This is a genomic window from Paenibacillus agri, from assembly GCF_013359945.1.
GTDB lineage: Bacteria > Bacillota > Bacilli > Paenibacillales > Paenibacillaceae > Paenibacillus_AQ > Paenibacillus_AQ agri.
Genome location: NZ_JABWCS010000071.1, coordinates 1 through 244 on the forward strand (window position 1 = coordinate 1; position 244 = coordinate 244).

Here is a 244-nt window from a genome sequence, read left to right on the forward strand (position 1 = left end):
CTTTGCTCGGCCAGGTGCCCGCCAGTTATGCTATCAGGCTGCAGATGCTGTCCGTTCACCGCTCCCTTTGCCAGTTTCGCTCCTGTTAAGCTGCCGTCAGGAAGAAGATCGGACGTGTATACCTCCTCTGCCAGATGCTCAAGGGTGATACTGCCGGGTTTTACATGCCGCTCTTCCACACTTTGCTCGGCCAGGTGCCCGCCAGTTATGCTATCAGGCTGCAGATGCTGTCCGTTCACCGCTC

At 57.4% G+C, this 244-nt stretch carries 1 pseudogene; it reads right to left on the minus strand.

What is annotated here, in order from left to right:
- A pseudogene (locus HPT30_RS00320) lies at nt 1-244 on the minus strand (hypothetical protein); the annotation flags it as partial.